The following is a 646-nucleotide window of genomic DNA, read 5'->3' on the forward strand; positions in this document are numbered from 1 at the left end:
ATCGCCTGTGCATGCCAAGGCATCCACCAAATGCCCTTCTTTCACTTGATCATTCTCATCGTCAATGCTCACCGTTTCCTCGCGTTCACGCCAGTTTCGCCAAGGCGAAACGGCTGCACGGGCGCGGCCTGACCGGCCGACGCGCGGTCGCGCTTGCCTCCAGCATCTTGCGATGCCTTCGGAAGTCGCGGCCACTCGCCGAAGTCAGTACGACCCGTACGTGTGAACCAAAGGAAGAGAGAGGCAAACATTCACGCTTACTCTCATTCGAACACCGCAAACACCGGCGAAGTGTGCAACTTCCTCCAGCGTCCTGCAGCGGTGCTCTTCATGTTGATGCAGTCTGCCATAAGTCAGCCGATGACCCCGAATGTCCGTAGACATTCGGAAAGGTTTCATCGGCAAAACAGACTGATCAACGAAAGACCAGCTTCTCGAGACGAACCCCGACGGCGTGCGGTCAGGCAACACCGATCATGGGACAAAAGGCTGTTATGACCGGACCCGGGCGATGAACCCGGGCCGGAACCTTTCGTCGACAGACCGTCCGAACCCTGAGCGGGGCATGACCAGCAAGCTGGCCAAAATGACGATCTTCGAGATCCGTCTTCTTCTTCACGATGATAATTGAGAACTTCGCAGACAC

The 646-nt window shown here is 56.7% G+C and carries 1 protein-coding gene; it reads right to left on the bottom strand.

The features are described 5' to 3' along the window. Positions 1–460 precede the first annotated feature (460 nt). Positions 461–646, bottom strand: a 186-nt coding sequence (locus MJ956_RS18715; RefSeq protein ID WP_253965927.1) for a hypothetical protein, incomplete at its 5' end; no start/stop codon positions are given.

It is taken from the genome of Aurantimonas marianensis (assembly GCF_024195285.1).
In the GTDB taxonomy this organism is placed as follows: Bacteria; Pseudomonadota; Alphaproteobacteria; order Rhizobiales; family Rhizobiaceae; genus Aurantimonas; species Aurantimonas marianensis.